General features: G+C 43.9%; 15 protein-coding genes and 1 riboswitch. Of the genes, 11 read left to right on the top strand and 4 right to left on the bottom strand.

Features of this window, described 5'->3' with window-relative positions:
* Positions 1-294 precede the first annotated feature (294 nt).
* Together DWW77_RS07385 and DWW77_RS07380 are read right to left on the bottom strand one after the other, a co-directional pair.
* Entirely contained in the window at positions 295-1,461 is a 1,167-nt protein-coding gene (locus tag DWW77_RS07385) for a sensor histidine kinase (protein WP_118608401.1), read from the bottom strand.
* Positions 1,458-2,135: a response regulator transcription factor gene (locus DWW77_RS07380; RefSeq protein ID WP_118608400.1), complete on the bottom strand. Its 678-nt coding sequence runs from the start codon at positions 2,133-2,135 to the stop codon at positions 1,458-1,460. Before DWW77_RS07380 ends, DWW77_RS07385 begins: the two co-directional genes overlap by 4 nt.
* 205 nt (positions 2,136-2,340) lie before the next feature.
* Here DWW77_RS07380 and DWW77_RS07375 point away from each other — a divergent pair, with 205 nt between their 5' ends.
* From DWW77_RS07375 to DWW77_RS07365, 3 genes are read left to right on the top strand one after another with little or no spacing between them, the layout of a single operon-like run.
* Entirely contained in the window at positions 2,341-3,489 is a 1,149-nt protein-coding gene (locus DWW77_RS07375; protein ID WP_015527266.1) for a TlpA family protein disulfide reductase, read from the top strand.
* Positions 3,490-3,516: 27 nt separating this feature from the next.
* Positions 3,517-3,669, top strand: a complete 153-nt coding sequence (locus tag DWW77_RS07370) for a CD1871A family CXXC motif-containing protein (RefSeq protein ID WP_015527265.1) — start codon at positions 3,517-3,519, stop codon at positions 3,667-3,669.
* Positions 3,670-3,676: 7 nt separating this feature from the next.
* Positions 3,677-4,525: a 4Fe-4S binding protein gene (locus DWW77_RS07365; protein ID WP_110102924.1), complete on the top strand. Its 849-nt coding sequence runs from the start codon at positions 3,677-3,679 to the stop codon at positions 4,523-4,525.
* A gap of 63 nt (positions 4,526-4,588) precedes the next feature.
* Here the strand turns inward: DWW77_RS07365 and DWW77_RS07360 are convergent, their stop codons facing one another.
* Positions 4,589-5,317 (bottom strand): helix-turn-helix domain-containing protein, encoded by a 729-nt coding sequence (locus DWW77_RS07360; protein ID WP_114002173.1) that lies wholly within the window; start codon positions 5,315-5,317, stop codon positions 4,589-4,591.
* Positions 5,318-5,538: 221 nt separating this feature from the next.
* On the opposite strand from DWW77_RS07360, the gene DWW77_RS07355 reads away from it, so the two are divergent.
* The 8 genes from DWW77_RS07355 to DWW77_RS07320 all read left to right on the top strand — a co-directional run bounded on the left by DWW77_RS07355 (position 5,539) and on the right by DWW77_RS07320 (position 13,878).
* A complete protein-coding gene (locus tag DWW77_RS07355) occupies positions 5,539-6,939 on the top strand; it encodes a sodium-dependent transporter (protein ID WP_114002172.1) in 1,401 nt (466 codons plus the stop codon).
* Positions 6,940-7,179: 240 nt separating this feature from the next.
* Positions 7,180-7,261, top strand: a riboswitch (ZMP/ZTP riboswitch).
* Between the two features lie 73 nt (positions 7,262-7,334).
* Complete coding sequence (locus DWW77_RS07350) at positions 7,335-9,020, top strand: formate--tetrahydrofolate ligase (protein WP_092068491.1); 1,686 nt, start codon at positions 7,335-7,337, stop codon at positions 9,018-9,020.
* 555 nt (positions 9,021-9,575) lie between these two features.
* On the top strand, positions 9,576-10,109 hold the full coding sequence (locus tag DWW77_RS07345) for a methylated-DNA--[protein]-cysteine S-methyltransferase (protein WP_118608453.1): 534 nt from the start codon (positions 9,576-9,578) through the stop codon (positions 10,107-10,109).
* Between the two features lie 107 nt (positions 10,110-10,216).
* Positions 10,217-10,525, top strand: a complete 309-nt coding sequence (locus tag DWW77_RS07340) for an MGMT family protein (protein ID WP_015527257.1) — start codon at positions 10,217-10,219, stop codon at positions 10,523-10,525.
* A 145-nt stretch (positions 10,526-10,670) separates the two neighbouring features.
* A complete protein-coding gene (locus tag DWW77_RS07335) occupies positions 10,671-10,940 on the top strand; it encodes a hypothetical protein (RefSeq protein WP_147419586.1) in 270 nt (89 codons plus the stop codon).
* 131 nt (positions 10,941-11,071) lie between these two features.
* Positions 11,072-11,524 (top strand): MarR family winged helix-turn-helix transcriptional regulator, encoded by a 453-nt coding sequence (locus tag DWW77_RS07330; protein WP_044960451.1) that lies wholly within the window; start codon positions 11,072-11,074, stop codon positions 11,522-11,524.
* Positions 11,514-12,866, top strand: coding sequence for an MATE family efflux transporter (locus DWW77_RS07325; RefSeq protein WP_114002168.1), 1,353 nt, complete (start codon positions 11,514-11,516; stop codon positions 12,864-12,866). Before DWW77_RS07330 ends, DWW77_RS07325 begins: the two co-directional genes overlap by 11 nt.
* Before the next feature lie 124 nt (positions 12,867-12,990).
* A complete protein-coding gene (locus DWW77_RS07320; RefSeq protein WP_021977018.1) occupies positions 12,991-13,878 on the top strand; it encodes a putative ABC transporter permease in 888 nt (295 codons plus the stop codon).
* An 81-nt stretch (positions 13,879-13,959) separates the two neighbouring features.
* Here DWW77_RS07320 and DWW77_RS07315 read toward each other — a convergent pair whose 3' ends face one another.
* Positions 13,960-14,505: a biotin transporter BioY gene (locus tag DWW77_RS07315; protein ID WP_015527251.1), complete on the bottom strand. Its 546-nt coding sequence runs from the start codon at positions 14,503-14,505 to the stop codon at positions 13,960-13,962.
* Positions 14,506-14,522 lie beyond the last annotated feature (17 nt).

The raw sequence follows: 14,522 nt of genomic DNA, 5'->3' as shown, positions 1-14,522 counted from the left end.
TTTCTGCTAGGATAACGAAAGGATGAGAAAATCAGATATTGTTTTTGACTGTTTATTTTGATCTGTCGTTCGAAGAAACCGTGAGACGACATAATACAAGAAACAGAGAATTTGGTGAAAAAGATATGCGCAGATGGTGGAGAGAAAAAGATTTTTCTTCAGTTCTCAGGGAACAGGCTATTACCTGCGAAATGGATACAGACAGTATTGTTGAGAAAATATACTCGGATTTGAACGCAGATCGCAAAGCGATTGCGTTCATGAGCATATAAAGTAAATGTAATACAAACATGTTCAGACTGGCAGAATAATTGCAATCATGCTGCCTTTTTTGCTGCTTTCCAGTACTTTTACCTGTCCGTTATGCTGTCGGACAATTTCACTGACAAGTGCAAGCCCCAGGCCGGCACCTCCCATAGCGCGGCTTCTTGATTTATCTACACGGAAAAACGGGGTGAAGATTTTTTCTTGATATTCGGGAGGAATGCCGATCCCGGTGTCGGAGACTTCAAGAAAGACATAATTGACCGACGTGGATGTATCTGTTATTTCTTCGGAAAGATGGATATTTACGGTTACTTTTCCACCGGAGTGATTGTATTTGATCGCATTTTCCACAAGATTGTACACAGCGCGATACAGCAGCAGATAGCTTCCGGTAATAATGCAGTCCCCCTCCTGCTGGATCAGTTCAACATCCTTCTGTTCCGCTACAGAAGCCAGGTCGCAGAAAACCTCATCCGTCAGTGCTGCCAGAGAGATCCTTTCGGAACGTTCAACAGTCTGTACACCGGTCATATCCAGGAGGATTTCAGCCAGATGGGAAAGTCGCCCGGTCTGTTCCTGGAGCATGGCAAAAATCTCCTGATAATCTTTTAAAGCAGGTGCTTCCCTGCGGGCAAAGACCTCCAGATTTGTCTGGATAACGGCAAGAGGAGTCCTCAGCTCATGGGCTGCATTGGCAGAAAACTGCTTCTGGGCAGTAAAGGCCTCATCCAGGCGTGCGAGCATTTTGTTAAATGAAATTGTCAGGCGGGAAATTTCGTCATTGGTAGCAGGAACTTCAAGAGCCTCTGAAAGGTTCTGGACCTCTATTTGGTTTACCTCCTGGCTGAGTCTGCGAAGCGGAAGTAATGCCTGACGGCTGATAAAATAAGTGCAGATGCTGCTGAGAAGGATGATGATCCCTGTTACCATGAGTCCTTTGGTGAGAAACAGTTTTTTTGTTAGCTGCAGCTGATCGGAAAGCTCCGGAAATAAGACGGAGGGATCCATATTAAAGGTGATGGGAGCAGAATCTGTGTTATCGATCCGTATCATGTAATCTCCCAGATCCTCCATTCCGGCAACTGCAGACTGGCTGATAAAAAAATACATCAGAATGCAGGTGACTGTCATAAGCAGTGCGGTGATCAGTGTCAGACGCCATTGAAGAGATAGCTTTCCGGTTATTTTTTTCATTGTATATCCTCCGTTAAAATGTAACCCTGGCCGATCTTATTCTGTATTGGATCAAAGCCGAGAGCTGTGCGCAGCTTTTTTCGAAGAGAAGAAATGTGGACACGAATGGAATTGCTGAGACTGTTGACGCTTCCGTCCCAGATATGCTCGATCATTTCTTCCGGGCTTATGATACGGTTCTGATGAAGAAGGAAATATTCCAGAAGAGAACTTTCCTTTCGGGTCAGAGAAAGAGGAAGTCCATCGATACTGGCCTTTCTTGTACGGGTATCAAAGCTGATACGTCCGCATTGCAGACATATATCCTGCTGGATGAATTTCCTTCGTGTCAGACTTCGGATCCGTGCCTCCAGCTCTTCAAAATGAAAAGGCTTGGTGAGATAGTCATTGGCACCGAGATCAAGCCCTTCAACCTTGTCCTGGATCTGTCCTCTGGCAGAGAGGATCAAAACGGGAGTGGAAGTATCGGATTCCCGAAACTGGCGCAGGATTTCCAGACCATCAACGCCTGGAAGGTTCAGATCAAGAAGGATGAGATCATAATTTTCCACCAGACATAATTCCAGTCCTTCATCCCCGTCAAAACATGTGTCCGCTTCATAACCATCCATGCGAAGCCCCTCCGCAATAGACTGGCAAAGCTGCTGTTCATCTTCAATTATCAATATATGCATAATAAATTCTCCTAAAAAACAGTTGATTTTGCTTTGTTATCTATCATATCATGTATAGCATAAAATTCCTGTAAATTTTTTTATTTCTTAACAGAGATTTTATACAGGGGATGATATAGTAAGGCTACAGAGAGCAAGATTTACATATAAAATATACGTCGGTTCCGGATATGGGCCGGTGATATCAGAAGGGAGAATATAAACAATGAAATTAAGAACACAGAAAATAACAGCACTTATGGCAGCAGCGGTATTAGGAATATCTGCATTTGGAAGCGTACCGGTAACGGCGGCAGAAAGCACGGAAACAGCAGATATCGGAGAGGCAATGGCGGTGGATGGAGAGGCAGTTTCATCAGATCTGGTAGCAGGTACATTTAAGCCTTCCGACGTAACCTGCAAGGCACAGGATTCTTATGAATATCCGTTTCTGGGACTGAAGCTTTCACTTTCGAAGGAGCTGTTAAATCAGATCAAGGATCAGAGCATTGCAATGCTTACTACGGAAGATTTTGAGAATCAGACCAATGCAGTGACATATGCCTATGTAAGCTGGAGCAAAATGACAGAGGAACAGAAAAATGCCGAAATACAGAAGATGGGAACCGGATATGACGACTGGGTGGCAGGTCTGGACAGAATTGGTACAATTGGCGTTTATGACGAAGCTTCACAGAAAAAGCTGGATGAGATCACAGGCTGTACAGAGCATAAAGAGCTTGGAAGCAGCAGTGACGGGAAATACAAATATTATCTGAGCACTAACAAAGATGCAGATGAAAAGCTGACAAAGGAGCTGGAAAAGATCAAAACCGACATTACGGAAATGACACCGTATCAGAATATTTCCGTGTTTGAACAGCCACAGGATACCAGCGTCAACCCGGAGGATGTAAAATCTGTAGGAAAATTTGAAACAACAGGAATAGATGGAAAAACATATACAGAAAAAGTATTCAGTGACTATGACCTGACGCTGGTAAATATTTTTACAACCTGGTGCTCACCATGTGTAAAAGAGATTCCGGAACTTCAGGAGCTTTATAAAGAAATGAAAGAGAAAGGCGTCGGAGTAGCAGGCGTGGTGCTTGATACTACAGATGAAAAGGGAAATCAGGACGAGGAGGCAGTAAAAAAAGCAGGCATTCTTCAGGAAAAAACAAAAGCAGAGTATCCGTTCCTGATACCGGATACTACTATGATGAATGGCCGTCTGCAGGGGATTTCCGCATTTCCTGAAACATTTTTTGTTGACAAAGATGGAAACATTGTAGGCGATACCTATACAGGAAGCCATACACTGGACGAATGGAAGGAAATCGTGGAAAAAGAGCTTAAAAACGTTTCAAAGTAAAAGATGATCATTACGGAGAGTGAAAAAATGATTCGGAAAATAACAGCATCCAGGTGGATCGGACCTGCTCTGGCGGTTTTGGGGATTTTACTGATGATACTGGGAATCTGCAGGGGCGAGGTGTCTGTAGTTTTTACAAAAGCGATCAACATCTGTATGGAGTGTATTGGCATTGGATAATAAGAAGATGAAAATAAATGAATGGCCGCGGCATGGGATCCAGGCATTGTGGGCGGCCCTTACAAACAGTCACATATCAGGGTTTGTGACTGGAAAGATCTATACCGGAAAACTGAAAAATGTCTGTGTTCCGGGGCTGAACTGTTATTCCTGCCCCGGGGCAAGAGGGGCCTGCCCTATTGGTTCCCTTCAGGCTGTGATCGGAAGCTGGAACTTCAAGATGGCATATTATGTAGCTGGATTTCTGATCTTTGTAGGAGCGTTGCTTGGAAGACTGGTGTGCGGATTTCTCTGCCCCTTTGGACTGATCCAGGATCTGTTGAACAAGATTCCTTTTCCAAAGAAGATCCGGACATTTCGGGGAGATAAGCTTCTGCGAAAACTGAAATATGTGATCTTTCTTGTATTTGTGATCATACTTCCCATGTTTGTAGTAGATATCATGGGCCAGGGAGCACCATATTTCTGCAAGCTGATCTGCCCGGCAGGAACACTGGAAGGAGGTATCCCTCTGGTGCTGCTGAACAAATCCATGCGAAGTGCAGTAGGCTGGCTGTACATGTGGAAAAATACAATCCTGGTGATCACCATTATCTTATCAATTATGATATACCGGCCATTCTGTAAGTATATCTGTCCGCTGGGAGCTTTTTATTCGGTATTTAATAAAGTTTCCGTTTTTCGTTACAGAGTAGATAAAGAAAAATGTGTTCACTGCGGAAAATGCAGGAATATCTGCCAGATGGAGGTCGATCCGACGGAAAATCCAAACAGTACAGAATGTATCCGATGTGGAAGATGTAAAAAGATATGTCCGACACAGGCGATCCGGTGTGGGTTTGCAGGCAAACCCTGATACAGAAAAATACGAAAACGGTACAGCTTATAAAATATAAGGTGTACCGTTTTTTGCAGAAAACTACTTTTCCATATTATCTATCAGTAACATATTCAGCTGTTCCCAGCGCTTCAGATCTTTTTTTGTAAAAAGCAGCTGGTGGCGGAACGCTTCGGTAAGCTCCTGTGGTTTTAAAGTGATCACACATTTGAATGCGCAGGGCATCAGATCCGCACTGGAAATCCCACACAAAAGTCCTGTTGTAAAATCTCGAAGCTCCAGAGGATTAAAAATGTACAGGAGATCTTCTTCCAGTGGGTTATACTGATTTACAAAGGAAAAACGGATCAGCATATCACTGTAAAGAACTTTTCCGGTGTAAAAAATCTCACTGCTTCTTCCGTTGGCAGAAACAGAACAGATCGTTAAGGTTGCTTCGTATTTTCCGGATTCGCCTTTTTTTTCATAAATATCGATGACGCCATCCTTCGTACGCTGATAGCGTCCATCGTAAAAGTAAAAATATAGCCGCTGTGCCTGAAAAAATGGGCTTTTTTGTCCTTTTCCCGGTGCATTGGACGGTTTACTGGCTGTTTCAGGAAGACCAGTGGTAAGCTGGGACATAGATACCTGGAGAATCTGGCTGATCTCATATAAAGTTTCGATATCAACGGAGATATCTCCATTTTCATATTTGCATACGGTAGCTCGACTTTTATGGATGGCATCTGCCAAATCCTGCAGAGTCATCTTTCCGGCTCTTCGGTATTTTCTTATTTGTTCACCTACATAACAGGTAAAATTACTCATTTTGTTTCCTCATACTATCTATTTTTCTTATTAATTTTTATTGTATACGATTATATCGGAAAAACCGGTATTTTGTAAAGTAGTAAGAAACTTTTTTGAAATAAAATTTCGTAAAAAGAAACTTCTGCCATTTGCACTTATCTTTATTTAAGGTAAGATATGGCTGTTAGGCTGAAGGTTTCAGCCTATATCAAATATATACTTGAAGAGGGGAAATTGAAATGAAAGAAAAAGGAAGTAGCTTTTCCGGCTCAATAGGCTTTGTCCTGGCGGCAGCCGGAAGTGCAGTAGGAGTTGGAAATATCTGGAGATTTCCATATCTCTGTGCCAAAGATGGCGGAGGACTTTTCCTGCTGGTTTATCTGGTACTGGTACTGACTTTTGGATTTGTACTGTTGACAACGGATGTAGCACTTGGGAGAAAGACAAAGAAAAATGCATTGAGGGCTTTTGAATCTCTTGATCCAAAGTGGAAATTTTTAGGACATTTAACGTTTATGGTTCCGGCATTGATCATGACCTATTATTCTGTTATCGGTGGATGGATTGTAAAATATTTTTTTACTTATATTATTTCTGAAGGGAAAGATGCGGCTTCAGATGTATACTTTACATCATTTATTACATCAGATATTGCACCTGTTGTATTTATGCTGATCTTTCTGGCATTGACTGCCTGGATCGTATTTCGTGGTGTGGAAAAGGGAATCGAAAAGTTTTCCAGGATCATTATGCCGGGGCTGATTCTTCTGATCGTGATCATTGCCATTTTTTCACTGACACTGTCCCATACTGATACGGATGGAACTGTCCGCACCGGTATGCAGGGGCTGGCTGTTTACCTCAAACCGGATTTTCATGGATTGACGGTAAAACGCTTTCTGGAGATCCTTCTGGATGCGATGAGCCAGTTATTCTTTTCCTTAAGTGTATCTATGGGAATCATGATCACATATGGTTCTTATGTGAAAAATGAAGTTAATTTAAATAAAGCAACAAATCAGATTGAGATCTTTGATACCGGCGTTGCGTTTCTTGCAGGAATGATGATCATACCGGCTGTTTTTGTATTTCTCGGAAAGGATGGAATGGCTTCCGGCCCAAGCCTGATATTTATCTCACTGCCAAAGGTTTTTGATGCCATGGGAGTATTTGGCCGTCCGGTGGCAATTGCATTTTTCCTGATGATGGGATTTGCGGCACTGACTTCCTGCGTGTCTGTCATGGAGACACTGGTTGCAAACTGCATGGAACTTTATCATAAACCACGTAAGAAAATGTGTGGTGCTGTCGGAATTTATTCTCTTGTTACAGCAGTACTGATCTGCCTTGGTTATAACAAACTGTATTTTGAACTTAAACTGCCAAATGGTTCCGTTGGACAGCTTCTGGATGTGATGGATTATATCAGCAACAGTTTTCTGATGCCGTTTATCTCACTTTTGACAAGCATTCTGATCGGCTGGGTGATCGGCCCTGACTGGATCATAGGAGAAGTGGAACGAAATGGGGAACACTTCAAACGGGCAGGGTTATATCGCTTTATGATCCGTTATGTAGTGCCGGTTGTAATGCTGATATTATTCCTGGTATCTACAGGATTTGCAGATTTGATTTCATAAGTGTGGTAATATGTTTATGGCGTCTGGACAGTCGCATTAACGGATGACCAGTACAAGATACGATTAAATAACAGAGGATTTGATGAAAAAAGATATGTACGAATGTTGGAGAGAAAACTAATACATAGAACGGAAATGATTCAGAAAATTAGACTTAGCTCACTTTAAAAGTGAAAAAATAATTTGATAATTTCTTGACAAGTACTAATAAATATGTTAGTATTCAATCATCAAATTAATAAAGTCTTCGGTGACTGACGGAGTTGTGGGATAACCACGAGGGAGCCGGAGATTCGATGAGTCGACCGTCTGGGCAGTATTTGAAAAACTTCAGATACTGCTCTTTTTTATGGGATAAAAGATGCAGACGGTTGCAGCGGAGAAAGGAGAACATTATGGGATTTAAAAGTGACATCGAGATTGCACAGGAGTGCACAATGGAGCCAATTACCAAGATTGCAGAGAAAGCAGGTATTGATGACAAATATCTGGAGCAGTATGGTAAATACAAAGCAAAGATCGACTATAATCTTCTGAAAGAAACAGACAAAAAAGACGGAAAGCTGATCCTGGTAACAGCCATCAACCCGACACCGGCAGGTGAGGGAAAAACTACGACAACCGTAGGTCTTGCAGATGGAATGCAGAGACTTGGAAAAAATGTTATGGTAGCTCTTCGTGAGCCATCCCTGGGACCGGTATTTGGTGTCAAAGGTGGTGCGGCAGGCGGCGGCTATGCACAGGTAGTTCCGATGGAGGATATCAACCTTCATTTTACCGGTGATTTCCATGCAATCGGTGCGGCAAACAACCTTCTTGCAGCAATGATCGACAACCATATTTTCCAGGGTAATGAACTGAACATCGACCCGAGAAAGATCACCTGGAGACGATGCGTGGACATGAACGACCGTCAGCTTCGTAATGTAGTAGACGGACTTGGCGGAAGAACAAACGGTATGCCGCGTGAAGACGGATATGACATCACTGTAGCATCTGAGATTATGGCAGTTCTCTGTCTGGCAAGTGATATCAAAGATCTGAAAGAGAGACTTTCCAGAATCATCATCGGATATACTTACGGTAAGGTTGCTGAGCAGAAACCGGTAACAGCAGGAGACCTCCACGCAGAGGGTGCTATGACAGCACTTCTGAAGGATGCCCTGAAACCAAACCTTGTTCAGACACTGGAGCATGTTCCGGCGATCGTTCATGGCGGACCATTCGCAAATATCGCTCACGGATGTAACTCCGTAACCGCTACAAAGATGGCTATGAAGCTTGCTGATTATGCCATCACAGAGGCTGGATTCGGTGCTGATCTTGGAGCTGAGAAATTCCTGGATATCAAGTGCCGTATGGCAGGTCTTACACCAAGTGCCGTTGTTATCGTAGCAACCGTACGTGCTCTGAAATATAATGGTGGCGTTGCAAAAGCAGATCTTAACAATGAGAACCTTGAGGCTCTTGAAAAGGGTATCCCGAACCTTCTGAAGCATGTAAGCAATATCAAAAATGTATACAAGCTTCCATGTGTGGTAGCTATTAACGCATTCCCGACCGATACCAAGGCAGAGCTTGATTTTGTGGAAGCAAAATGCAAGGAGCTTGGCGTAAACGTAGCACTTTCCGAGGTATGGGCAAAAGGTGGCGAAGGCGGAATCAAGCTTGCTGAGGAAGTGATCCGTCTTGTTGAAGAGCCGAATGATTTCACATATGCTTATGAACTGGAAGGCTCCATCGAGGACAAACTGAACCAGATCGTACAGAAGGTTTATGGTGGAAAGAAAGTGGTTCTTACAGCAAATGCCCAGAAGCAGGCGAAACAGCTGGAGGCACTTGGATTTGGCAACTGCCCGATCTGTGTGGCTAAGACCCAGTACAGCTTAACAGACGACCAGACAAAGCTTGGTGCTCCGACAGATTTCGAGGTAACAGTAAGAAATCTTAAGATTTCCGCAGGTGCAGGATTTATTGTTGCACTGACAGGTGAGATCATGACCATGCCAGGTCTTCCGAAAGTACCGGCAGCAACCAAGATCGACGTAGACGAGAGCGGTAAGATCACAGGACTGTTCTGATATAAAGTATAGAGATTTTTTGAGGGGAATTCAGATAAAAAGCGGTAGAGCCTGCAAAAATAGAGGCTCTGCCGCTTTTTATATTGTTGTGGAGAGAGTATTGAAAAACTTTTAAAAGCAGAAAAAACACTGGGTTTGACGATCCCGTGATACGAATTTGATACGAAAACCCCCGGAAGTGGTCGAGACTTCCGGGGGTTTTTGTTCCGTTTATGTAAGGTGGTTTAATCCTTTAGGCTGTTACTGCCTGTCGTTTCTGTCCAGCCTAGCCACAGTTGCCATAACAGAAACAAAGAAAGTAATTATAGAACTTGTCATAGGACTTTACATCCTTTCAGCTGGAGGTTCGGCAGCAACAGCATTATAGCATGTTCAAAACAAAAATGGTATAATATTATAAATTGTCAAGAATATCAGCAATCTCCTGCTGCTTGTTGGGATAAAACTCACAATGTCGAGGAAATCGCAGAGGGGACGCGCATGTGACATTTGTGTTAATTAAGAGGAATGCTATAGAAAATATTGTAGAGATAAATGAATGTGGGGGGGGGAAATATGGTATACACATGCAAATATAAATCGCTAATCGGAGATATTTTACTTGCCGCAGATGAAATAGGACTTACCGGTCTGTGGTTTGAAGGACAGAAATATTTTGCAAATACACTTCCCAATGACCATATCCAACAGGAGACGGAAATTCTCACAGAAGCAAAAAGATGGCTGGATGTATATTTCTCCGGTGAAGAACCGAACTTTACTCCACCACTTCATCCGAACGGTTCAATATTCAGAAAGGCAGTGTGGCAGATTTTACTGGAGATCCCCTACGGACAGACGATCACATATGGAGAAATTGCGCGCAGAATGGCAGAGATGAAAAACACTTCCCATATGTCCGCCCAGGCAGTAGGCGGTGCGGTTGGACATAATGAAATTTCCATTATCATTCCCTGCCATCGAGTCGTAGGAACAAATGGAAGTCTGACAGGATACGCCGGAGGAATAGACAAAAAAATTTCACTTCTTAAGCTGGAACATACAGATATGAGTTGTTTGTTTATTCCAAAGAAAGGAACTGCACTGTAAAACTCAGGCTGAGAGGACGGTCTGGTGCAGGCGTCCACGAAAAGACAGATATTTTATTTATGAAAGCATGCTATGAAAATTGCCAGCAGGATTTCGGAGGAATAATTATGGGAAAAATACTGGATGAAGATTTAATCTACGAGATACTGTCCGTGGTGGAAGAGATACCGGAGGGAAAAGTGGCCTCCTACGGACAGATCGCACGGCTGATCGGGCGGGATAAAAATTCACGTCTTGTAGGAAAAGTCTTAGGTATGGCAGAATTTTACGGGAAGTATCCCTGCCACAGAGTTGTGAACCATGCAGGGCGTACTGCACCAGGCTGGAGAGAGCAGAAGATGCTTCTGGAAGACGAGGGTGTGGAGTTTAAGGCAAATGGATGTGTAGATATGAAGCAGTATCAGTGGGAGGAGTAGTGTTTTATGAATTGTAGAAATATGATGCAGATCCCGGAGCTTACAGAAGTTCTGAAGCTGAAAGCAGGGGAAAACGGTCTGGAGTAGTCTGTACGATGGGGCTATTTTGCAGACTGCCTGCAGTGCATCAAAAGTGAATACAGGATTGAATAACTATATCCATGGAGGAGAATTCGTAGTTCTGACAAATCCCAGTGTCACCAACAACAGCCGGAAACTCGTGCTGGAGGAAAAGGACAGAAACGCCGCAGAGCAGCTGTCTTCCTCTATTCTGGATGCAGAACATTTAAGCCGAGAGCGTGTGATGGCACAGGCCAGATATCTGAACCTTGCACCGCTTACCATGACCGATGAGCAGATGGAGAAAGGACTTGAGATCTTTGAAGCTTCTCTGAAAGAGGCATTAGAAGCATAGATTAATAGAAAGTTACTCTGTAATAGAAAGCTACTCTGTAACAGAAAAATAAAACATGCTTGACAAACCATAAATTCCTTATATAATTATCAATGGTAATTAACAAAGATAATTATACAAGGAGTTTTTTTATGACAAATGAAAAGATCAAGCGGATGTTTGATGCGTTTTATCAGGCAAAGCGGATCCGGGATATGCTTCCGCCACTGCCTCAGGGGGTGATGCCATCCTACATACAGTATCTGGATGTGATCCATTCTCTGCAGCGGGAAAAAAAGGATATCCGGCTCTCTGATATCAGTGATGCCATGAACCTTCCGCGTCCGGGTGTTACCAGAACAGTGAAAGAAATGGAGGCAAAGGGATATCTTCAGAAGCTTACGTCTCCGGATGACGGGCGCGTTACTTACATTTCCATAACAGAAAAAGGAGAGAGGCTTTCCAGGAAGTATGATCAGGATTATTTCAGCAGTCTGGCGCCCTATCTTTCAGAGATTTCCGAAGAAGAAGCAGACAATATGATCCGGACCATCGGGAAATTTTATCAGATCATGTGTGACAGGAGGGAACATTATGACAAATGATAAGGCAGATTTTACCCAGGGAAATATCCTGAAGAAGCTGGTTGCATTTATGATGCCGGTACTCGGTGCGCTGATCCTGCAGGCTGCCTATGGTGCGGTCGATCTTCTTGTAGTTGGAAGATTCGGTTCCACATCCGGACTGTCAGCGGTTTCCACCGGAAGTCAGGTACTGAATCTGGTTACCTTTGTAGTGATCCAGTTTGCTATGGGTATCACAGTTCTGATCGCACGTTATCTTGGAGAAAAAAGACCGGAGCAGATCGGCTCCGTTATCGGTGGGGCTGCAATCGTCTTTACCATGATCTCTATCGTGCTGTTTATTGTTATGGTAGGCTTTGCACATCCGATTTCCATGCTGATGCAGGCACCGGAAGAAGCGGTAGCGCTGACTGCATCTTATGTACGGATCTGTGGCAGCGGAATTTTCTTTATTGTCGCGTATAACCTACTGTCTGCTATTTTCCGTGGCCTTGGTGACAGTAAATCTCCGCTGCTGTTTGTGCTGGTGGCATGTATTGTAAATGTGATCGGAGACCTGGTACTGGTAGCCGGCTTACATATGGATGCAGCAGGAGCAGCTATTGCTACGGTTTCTGCTCAGGCCTTAAGTGTTGTATTTGCAGTAGTTCTGCTGATAAAGAAGAAGCTTCCGTTTACCATTACAAAAAAAGATTTCCGGCTGAATCCTCAGTGCAGACGTTTTCTTAAGATCGGACTGCCGCTGGCACTTCAGGAATTCCTGACACAGATTTCATTTCTGGCCTTGTGCGCATTTGTCAATCGCCTGGGTCTGGAAGCATCCTCCGGTTACGGAGTTGCATGTAAGATCGTAAACTTTGCCATGCTGGTTCCAAGCTCCCTGATGCAGTCCATGGCCTCCTTTGTTTCACAGAACGTAGGAGCAGGAAAGCCGAAACGTGCGAGAAAATCCATGCTTACGGGAATTGGAGTTGGCCTGTCTGTGGGATGCCTGGTATTTATCCTGATCCTGCTGAAGGGTGATGTGCTGGCAGGATTCTTTTCAATAGATGCCGGCGTTATCCAAAAGGGCTTTGATTATCTGAAGGGGTTTGCTCCGGAGACACTGGTAACGGCTGTTCTGTTCAGTATGATAGGCTATTTCAACGGAAACAACCAGACCATATGGGTTATGGTCCAGGGCCTGATCCAGACGCTTCTGGTACGACTTCCAATGGCGTACTTTATGAGTATCCAGCCGGATGCCAGCCTGACAAAGATCGGTCTTGCAGCACCGGTATCTACCACAGTGGGAATCATTCTGAACATCGGATTCTTTCTGTACTTTACCCGTGTGAAAAAAGAAATTGTTTCGGAAGAATGACCGGATAAAGGGATGTAAATGAGAGGGGTGATATGATATAATCAGAATCACCCCGGCAGAGGTGATGGTACTGACCCCTGAAATAGCTGCCGGAATCTTGACAGCTGTAAAGGAGGAGTACAGGATGATTTGCGGGATGACGTATTTTCAGATATGTCTGTATTTTTTGTTTTATTCTTTTGGAGGATGGGTCGTTGAAGTTATCTTCCATGCAGTAACCTTAGGAAAGGTTATAAACCGGGGATTTCTCAACGGTCCGGTATGCCCGGTGTACGGATTTGGTGTACTTTCCGTGTTTGCATTGCTTAATACGCTTCAGAGCGGCGGACATCAGATGAGTGAGGGAATGATCTTTCTGTTTGGAATCGTTCTTGCAACTGCGGTAGAGCTGGTTGCCGGATGGCTTCTGGATGTATGCTTCCATGCAAGATGGTGGGATTATTCTAATAAGCCGCTGAATTTTCACGGCTATATCTGTCTTGAGTTTTCCCTGATATGGGGACTTGCCATTGTGATGGTCGTAAAGGTTTTTCAGAAGTATGTGGAGCGTCAGGCTTCTCATACACCTTCCACACTGGAATGGGTTGTTATGGCAATTCTGTATGCGGTGTATCTGGCTGATCTTATTGTAACAGTGGCGGTGATCCGCGGACTGAATAAAAAGCTTACTCGACTGGATAAGGTACGTGCGGATCTGCGGATCGTGAGTGATAAGCTCAGTGATACTCTGGCAACAACTACCATTGATACAGCACAGAAGGTGGGAGAGGGAAAGGTTCAGGTTGCTCTTGCTAAGGCAGAGCTCAGAGATGCGACTGTGGCTCAGAGAGAAAAATCTGCCGAAATGCTTCGAATGAAGAAAGCGGAGCTTCAGGCACAGTTTGATGAGCTGTCAAGCTCTATCACAAACCATACGGTATTCGGCCAGGGAAGAATCATTAAGGCTTTCCCGGAGATGAAGCACAGAGATTATTTTGAACTGATCCAGGAACTGAAGAAAAAACTCAGATAAGAAAAATGAAACGCGATAAAGAGGCAGCAGGAAATTTCCAACATTTCCTGCTGCCTTTTTTGGGAGTATCAGAGTTTCAGCTTATCGGATTCGTTTCTTTATCATTGGTCCGATGATCATGGCGATGATCATTTTTATGAGATCTGCCGGGATAAACGGAATTACACAGATTCCAAGAGCTGCTTTGAAAGTGGAATCTGCAACGATGCAGAACCATACAGTTCCGAAAAGATAGCATACAATTGTTCCTGCGATCATACCAACGAGCTGGATCAGAGGCTTATGGCAGTTGTCAATTACCAGTCCGGCAATAACAGCCATAACGATAAAGCCGATGATGTATCCGCCTGTAGGACCGGCCAGCTTTGCAGGGCCGCCGGTAAATCCGGAAAATACCGGAAGACCTACAAGTCCAAGCAGAAGATAGATCAGATAGCTGATGGTTCCTTTTTTCCATCCGAGAAGATACAGGGACAGATAAATGGCAAGATTGGTAAATGAGATCGGAACCGGACCGATCGGAATGGACAGCGGCGCAAGAATACAAGTGACAGCTGCCATAAGAGCGGTCATGGTGATCTCGTAGGTTTTTGTACGTGGTGCAGAGACAGTATTTGTCTGGTTCATATTGAAAGAGCCTCCTT

It is taken from the genome of Ruminococcus sp. AF17-12 (assembly GCF_003479245.1).
Classification (GTDB): Bacteria; Bacillota; Clostridia; order Lachnospirales; family Lachnospiraceae; genus Blautia_A; species Blautia_A fusiformis.
This window is presented reverse-complemented; position numbering and strand designations above follow the sequence as displayed.

Bases quoted from the DNA above. Each gene is read 5' to 3' on its own strand.
- DWW77_RS07370 (WP_015527265.1), top strand. From the start codon at position 3,517: ATGATTCGGAAAATAACAGCATCCAGGTGGATCGGACCTGCTCTGGCG.
- DWW77_RS07340 (WP_015527257.1), top strand. From the start codon at position 10,217: ATGGGAAAAATACTGGATGAAGATTTAATCTACGAGATACTGTCCGTG.
- DWW77_RS07325 (WP_114002168.1), top strand. From the start codon at position 11,514: ATGACAAATGATAAGGCAGATTTTACCCAGGGAAATATCCTGAAGAAG.
- DWW77_RS07385 (WP_118608401.1), bottom strand. From the start codon at position 1,461: ATGAAAAAAATAACCGGAAAGCTATCTCTTCAATGGCGTCTGACACTG.
- DWW77_RS07365 (WP_110102924.1), top strand. From the start codon at position 3,677: ATGAAAATAAATGAATGGCCGCGGCATGGGATCCAGGCATTGTGGGCG.
- DWW77_RS07315 (WP_015527251.1), bottom strand. From the start codon at position 14,505: ATGAACCAGACAAATACTGTCTCTGCACCACGTACAAAAACCTACGAG.
- DWW77_RS07330 (WP_044960451.1), top strand. From the start codon at position 11,072: ATGACAAATGAAAAGATCAAGCGGATGTTTGATGCGTTTTATCAGGCA.
- DWW77_RS07355 (WP_114002172.1), top strand. From the start codon at position 5,539: ATGAAAGAAAAAGGAAGTAGCTTTTCCGGCTCAATAGGCTTTGTCCTG.
- DWW77_RS07345 (WP_118608453.1), top strand. From the start codon at position 9,576: ATGGTATACACATGCAAATATAAATCGCTAATCGGAGATATTTTACTT.
- DWW77_RS07380 (WP_118608400.1), bottom strand. From the start codon at position 2,135: ATGCATATATTGATAATTGAAGATGAACAGCAGCTTTGCCAGTCTATT.
- DWW77_RS07360 (WP_114002173.1), bottom strand. From the start codon at position 5,317: ATGAGTAATTTTACCTGTTATGTAGGTGAACAAATAAGAAAATACCGA.
- DWW77_RS07350 (WP_092068491.1), top strand. From the start codon at position 7,335: ATGGGATTTAAAAGTGACATCGAGATTGCACAGGAGTGCACAATGGAG.
- DWW77_RS07320 (WP_021977018.1), top strand. From the start codon at position 12,991: ATGATTTGCGGGATGACGTATTTTCAGATATGTCTGTATTTTTTGTTT.
- DWW77_RS07375 (WP_015527266.1), top strand. From the start codon at position 2,341: ATGAAATTAAGAACACAGAAAATAACAGCACTTATGGCAGCAGCGGTA.